The sequence below is a fragment of the Fusobacterium massiliense genome, assembly GCF_900095705.1.
Taxonomy (GTDB): Bacteria; Fusobacteriota; Fusobacteriia; order Fusobacteriales; family Fusobacteriaceae; genus Fusobacterium; species Fusobacterium massiliense.
On record NZ_LT608325.1, the window covers coordinates 126,331 to 133,659 of the forward strand.

The window sequence follows — 7,329 nt, forward strand, 5'->3', positions numbered from 1 at the left end:
GGAGGAGCATGAAAAAAATAGTAACATATGTTTTTCTGGTTTTTAATGTTTTTGCTTTTTCAGATTCTTTTAATGATAATGAAGATGAAAGAACAATTTTAAAGCAAGAACAAAGATCTGAGCAAGAAAGATTGCAAAAAGAATTTAAAAAAAGAGAAGAAATTTTTAATCAATTAAAATCAGAAAAAACAGATAAGCAAGAAGTTTCAACAAATGAAATTAAATTTCATATATCTCAAATAAATTTAGAAGATAATGAAAGACTATTAAATGAAATAGAAAAAGAAAATATACTAGGGAAGTATATAGATAAAGATTTAGGAAGTACAGACATAACAAATTTAATTACAGATTTAACAAACAGACTAATAGCAAAAGGATACATTACATCAGTTGCAACAATATCAGAAGACAATGATTTAAGTGCAAAAACTTTAAATTTAAAAATAATTCCAGGAAAAATAGAAAAAATAATACTTAATGAAGATAAAACTTTAGATAATTTAAAGAAATATTTTTTAGTTGATACTAAAGCAGGGAAAGTATTAAATATTAGAGATTTAGATACTACAACAGAGAACTTTAATTATCTTGAAGCAAATAATATGACTATGGAAATAGTACCAAGTGAAATACAAAACCATTCAATAGTAAAATTAAAAAATGAGATGAAAGAAAAATTTACAGTATCAGTACTTACAAATAATTATGGAGAAGATAGACAAAACGCTATTTGGAGAGGTGGAGTATCAATTAACATAGATAGTCCATTAGGAATAGGTGATAGAGTCTATTTTTCATATATGACAGTTCATAAAAAGAAACCAGATAGAAGTTGGAAAAGAACAACAGAAAGTCTAAAAGCAGGAGAGATAGCGCCAATAGGTCCAAGGGGATATGACCCAAGAAAAGATACTTTGCCATACAAAAGAGATTTAGACCTGTATAATTTTAGATATACTTTAAAATTTAATTCATATACTTTATCATTAGGTTCAAGTAGAACAGAAAATACAAGTAGTTTCTATACATCAAATACAGTTTATGATATGGAAACAGTGAGTAATACTTTTTCAGTTAATTTAGATAAAATTCTTTTAAGAAATCAAAAAAATAAATTAACCTTTGGAATAGGATTAAAAAGAAAACATAACCAAAGCTATATAGAAGAAGCAATTTTATCAGATAGAGTTTTAACAATAGGAGATATTTCTTTAAATGGAACTACAACATTTTATGGAGGATTACTAGGTGCGTCTTTAGGATATGAAAGAGGAATGAGAGCACTAGGCGCTGAAAGAGATAAAAATAAAGGAGTAAGAAGTCCAAAAGCAGAGTTTATGAAATATACATTAAATACTAATTACTACAAACCTTTAACTCAAAAGCTAGTATATAGATTTAACACAACTTTTACTCACTCAAATGATGTTCTTTATGGTTCAGAAAAATATTCAATAGGTGGAGTAGGAAGTGTTGGAGGCTATCATAGGACTGGAAATATACAAGGCGATAGAGCAATAGAAATAGAAAATGAATTATCATATAGAGTGTTAGACTCAGAAAAATTTGGAAAAATAACTCCTTATTTAAGTTATTCATATGGAAAAGTAAGAAATAACAAAAATAATTCAAAATATAGAAAAGGATATATGTCAGGTGCTATATTAGGTTTAAGATATAATATGAAATATTTAGATTTAGACGTAGCTTATGCAAAACCCTTAGCTCGTTCAAACTATTTAAAACCTAAAAATAGAGAAATATATTTTAGTGCAACATTAAAAGTTAAATTTTAGATGGGAGGGAATAAGTGAGAAATAAATTTTTTAAGAAATTTATAACAGTAATTTTTTTACTGATATATAATATAGAGATATTTGCAGCTAATTTAGTTGTAGATCCTAACTCAAATTACAATACAAAACTTGATGAATCAGCAAGTGGAGTGCCTATTGTTAATATATCAACTCCTAATGATAGGGGATTAAGTATAAATGAGTTTAGTGAATATAATATAGATGAAAAAGGACAAATACTAAATAATGCTGATAATGTAGGAAGAACTCATCTTGGTGGACTAATAAATGCAAATCCAAACTTAGCGCCTAATCAAGCTGCAAATTTAATAATTCTTCAAGTTAATGGTTCTAACCGTTCTCAAATAGAAGGATATTTAGAAGCATTGAGTAGAGAAAGAGTAGATGTTATCTTAAGTAATGAAAATGGTCTATATATCAATAATGGTGGAACTATCAATATTAAAAACTTTACTGCAACAACAGGTAAAGTTAATTTAAAAGATGGAGATTTCATTGGAATAGATATCGAAAAAGGGAATATAGTTATAGGTCCTAAGGGTATGGATGGAACTAATGCTAACTATGTTGAAATAATAGCAAAGACATTAGAGCTAAGAGGAAATGTTGTAACTAATGATTTAAAAGTGGTTACAGGTTCTAATAGTACAACTTCTACTAATAATATTGCAATAGATGCAAAAGAATTAGGTGGGATGTATGCAAATAGAATAAGAATAATAAGTACAGATAAGGGAGCAGGAGTAAATTCTGATGCCTTTATTGTGTCTAAAGATAGTAAATTAGAAATAACTGCTAATGGAAAAATAAAGGTAAATAAGGTACAAGGTAAGGGAATTGATATCAAAGGAAAGGAATATGAACAAAAAGATTTAGCATATTCTGATGAAGGAATATCAATAAATGCAGATAAAATTAAATTATCTGGAACAGGAACACAAGCAAATAAGCAAATCAATCTAAATGGAATAGTTGAAAATAGTGCAACAATATATACAAAAGAAGGAATAAAAACAAAAGATTTAACAAATACTGGAGTGGTCCAAGCGACAAACCAAATTGAAGTTGAAGGAAATTTAACAAATAAAGGAGAAGTTCTAACAAATGGAAATCTTACAGCTAAAGACAGTGTTTCAACTAAAAAAATAATTGCAAAAGATGGAATTTCAGTAGGTAAATTAGAAAATTCTGGGGTAGTTGTAACAGAAAAAAATCTTAATATAAATAAGAATTTAATAAATTCTGGAAATGTTCAAGCAGTAGGAAAAATATCAGTTGTTGAAAATACAAATAATACAGGAGAAATATTAACTAATAGTTCTTTTATTTCTAAAAATACTATTACTACAAAGAAGTTAATAGCCAAAGAAGGAATTTCAGTTGCTAACCTAGAAAGTTCTGGAGTAATAGCAACAGATAAGAAATTAGATATAAAGGGTAATTTAATAAATAGTGGAGAAATTCGAACATTAGATGATATAAATATAAAAGAAAATACTGTAAATACAGGAGACATCCTAACAAATGGAGCTTTTTCATCAAAAGATGTTAAAAATGACAAAGTAATAAGTGTAAGCAAGGATATTAATGTAGCTAAATTAGAAAATAATGAAAACCTTACAACAGCTAATAATTTAAATATTAATGGAAGTCTAATAAATTCTGGTAATATTCAAGCTATTGAAAATATTTCAGTTATAAATAATGTATTGAATAAAGGAACTATACTAACTAATGGTTCTTTTACTTCAAAAGATATCAAGAATGAAAAAGAATTAAGTGCAAATAAGAATATTACAGCATCTGAACTTGAAAATAGTGGAAATGTTGTAACAAATAGTAAAATAAATATTAATGGTACTTTAACTAATACTGGCGAAGTTAAAGCATTAGACAACATAACAACTACTCGAAATACTACAAATAATGGAAGTATTCTAACTAATAAAAATTTTGTAACTTCTGATTTAATTAATAACAAAAAAATAATTGCTAAAGAAAAAATTGATGTAAAGAATCTAAAAAATACTGGAACAATAGCCTCAGGAGATAAATTTACTATCAATGGAAATTTTGAAAATACTAATAATATGGAAACTACAAATCTTGATGTAACAGGAAATAAGCTAACAAATAGTGGAAGTATTAAGGCTGATAATATTGCTACAAATGTGGCTAATATAACTAATGATGGAAAAATATTATCATTTAATAATATTTCTTTTTCTAATGCACAAAATATAACAAACAGAAATGAGATAACAGTACTTAAAGATATTGAAGCAAATAATACAAATCTTGTAAATAGTGGGGATATTGCTTCTAATGGAAAAGTATCGCTTAATAACTCAAATATTACAAATACTAAAAAAATTGCTTCTAGTACGATAGAAATGCAAAATAATAAGAAATTTGATAATACTGGAGAAATAGTAGGAAATAATGTAACTTTAACAACTACAAATGATATAGATTTAGTTGGTAAATTACATGGTGCTCAAAACCTAACTATAAATGGAAAAAATATAACAAATAATGGAGAAACTACTGGAACAGGAACAACTTCTATTACTGCCAGTAATAATTTTACTAATAATAGTGAATTAGCAGCACAAACACTTACAGTAACTGCAACAGGAGATGTTGTAAATAATAAAGAGTTAAATGGTGGAAAAGTAAGTATAACTGGAAATAATATACAAAATAATGATTTGATTGCAACAGCAGGAGATTTAACATTAACTGCAACTAACAAAGTTGATAATAAATCTGGAAAAACTATTTTTGCTGGAAATAAACTAACTATTACTGCTAAAGAAATCTTAAATAATAAAAATTCTGAACTTTTAGGAACTAATATAGAACTAACTGCTGATAAAGTAAGAAATGAAGTTGGAACAATAAAAGCATTTAATGATATTACAATAAAAACAGATAAGTTTGAAAATATAGGAGAAGTAAAAGATTTAGATAAATATGAAAAATATTATGAAACTTGGGATGGAAAAATACTAAGCGAAAGCGAAATTAGCGATTGGAAAAAATATTATTCAGAAAGTTCAAGAAAAAGAAGTAATGGACATGCAGGAGACCATGTAAGAGATAAACAAAGAGAAGCATATGAAAGAATATCAAATACCGTAGCAGAAGATAAATATAAGTCTTTACTATTTCCTAAATATAAAAAGTTAATGGAAGGATATCTAGGAAACGAAGGAGAACATAGAGAAAAAACAGGAACTGCAAAAATACAAGATATACCACTAAAAGAAAAAGTGAGAAGTAAAGGCGAAACTGAACATGGAAAAATATTAGCAGGCGGAAATATTACAATAGAAGGTAAAAATGGAGGAAATAGCCAAGAAGTTTTAAATAAGGATTCTATAATATCAGCAGGAAATACAGTAAAAATAAATGCTAATAAACTAGAAAATATTGTAAGTATTGGTGAGAAAGTAAAAGTGAAAACTGGTGAAGAATATATGGAAGTCAAATTTGAACATACAGGTCGTAGAGTGAATAGACATGTTCAAATGAATGTAACATATATTAGAGATTTTGCCGATGACTATATAACAAAAAAAGTTCCTGTATTAGATGAAAATGGAAAACAAGTCTATGAAACCTACAAGGTTGGAAATAAAACTAGAAGAAGAAAAAAATATGAAACTGTTACTGAATATGTTGGAAGATATGCCTATGTTACAGGTTCACCATCTATAATAGAAGGAAGAAATGTAGTAATAAATCCAGCAAGTGTTGTAAAACAAGAAATAGATGATGCAAATGGTAAAATTAATGAAGGAAAAGAAAATAAAGTAATAAAAGAAGAAAGAAAAGTTCATACAGGAATAAATAAAGAAATAAAAGAAGAAAAAATTGCTCCTAATCAAATTAATGTAAAAAATGAACTTAAAAAATATGTAAATGTTGGAACAGATGGTGTAATATATAATGGAAATAATGGTCAGCTAGCAGGAAGTACAAAAGTTATAGATGAAATCATAAAAAATGGTAAAATAGATATAGATGCTAGTTTATCAAGCTCATTATTCATTAAAAATGTATCTCCAACATCAAAATATTTATTAGAAACAAGAGCAAAATATATAGACCAAAATAGTTTCTATGGAAGTGAATATTTCTTAACTAGAATAGGCTATGAAGAAAAATGGAATAGAGTAAAAAGATTAGGAGATGCTTACTATGAAAATGAACTGATAGAAAGAAGTATAACAGAAAAATTAGGAACAAGATTTTTAAATGGAAAAGAAATATCAGCAAAAGAACTGATGGATAATGCAGCAATAGAAGCTAAGAAAAATGCTTTAACAGTAGGGAATTCCTTAACAAAAGAACAAATAGCAAAACTAGATAAAGATATAGTATGGTATGAGTATCAAAATTTAGATGGAATACAAGTATTAGTTCCAAAAATATATTTATCTCAAAATACACTAAAAAATCTAAATACAGATAGTAGAAGTAGAATAACAGGAATAGAAAATACTTATGTAAGAACTGGTAATTTAGAAAATGCAGGCTTAATAGGTGGATATGGAAACACTTATGTAGAAGCAAAAGAAGTTAATAATAGAACATTAGGAAACCAACTTGCTGAAATAAGAGGTAATAATACTACAATAATTGCTCAAAATAATATCAATAATATAGGTGCTAAAATATCTGGAAATGAAAGCTTAAATTTAGTAGCTATAGATGGAGATATAGTAAATAAGAGTACAGTAGAAAAAGTAGAATTTAATAATGGTGAATTTGATAGAAGTAAATTTACTAAAATAGATTCAGTTGGAGAAATAGTATCTAACGGAAATCTTAATATACTTACTAATAATTACATAAGTACAGGAGCTATAACTGAAGCTAAAAATGCCAATATAAATGTTACTAATGATATCAATATAAAATCACAAGAAGTAAGTGGAGAACAAAAGTTTGGAAAAGATGATAGTCAATATAACTATTATGGATTTGAAAGAAATATAGGTTCAGTAGTTAAAGCAGAAAACTTAAATATAACTGCTAGTGATTTAAATATATCAGGTTCAGCAGTAACAACAAAGACAGCTAACTTAAATGTAGATAAATTAAATATTGAATCAAAAGTAGATAAAGAAGATGAAATAAAGAAATCATCATATAAAAGTCTTTTAAAATCAGGTTCAAAGAAAGAAACTATCCATAATGAAGAAAATTCAGCAGGAAGCCTTTATGTAGAAGGTAAAGGACTAATTAAAGGTGATGTAAATCTTGTAGGAAGTAATTTAGTACTAGGCGATAATAGCTTTGTAGCTGGAAAAGTAACTACTGATTCAAGAGAACTTCACAGTTCATACTCGCTAGAAGAAAATAAAAAAGGATTTAGTGGAAGTATAGGAAGTGGAGGATTTTCTGTTGGATATGGAAAATCAGAAAGTAAGTTAAAAGAAAAAGATTTAACAAATGCTAAATCTAATCTAGTATTAGGAGATAATGTAACTCTTAATAA

Annotated in this window: 2 protein-coding genes; both read left to right on the forward strand. The window is 26.8% G+C overall.

Annotation, left to right across the window (positions count from 1 at the left end; translation table 11 throughout):
* The first annotated feature begins 8 nt into the window (after window positions 1-8).
* Complete coding sequence (locus BQ2505_RS01770) at window positions 9-1,799, forward strand: ShlB/FhaC/HecB family hemolysin secretion/activation protein (RefSeq protein ID WP_074016100.1); 1,791 nt, start codon at window positions 9-11, stop codon at window positions 1,797-1,799.
* A gap of 14 nt (window positions 1,800-1,813) precedes the next feature.
* Window positions 1,814-7,329, forward strand: a 5,516-nt coding sequence (locus tag BQ2505_RS01775; RefSeq protein WP_143403532.1) for a filamentous hemagglutinin N-terminal domain-containing protein, incomplete at its 3' end; no start/stop codon positions are given.

What these genes read in the sequence shown, in the direction of transcription:
- BQ2505_RS01770 (WP_074016100.1), top strand. Translation starts at nt 9, where the DNA reads ATGAAAAAAATAGTAACATATGTTTTTCTGGTTTTTAATGTTTTTGCT.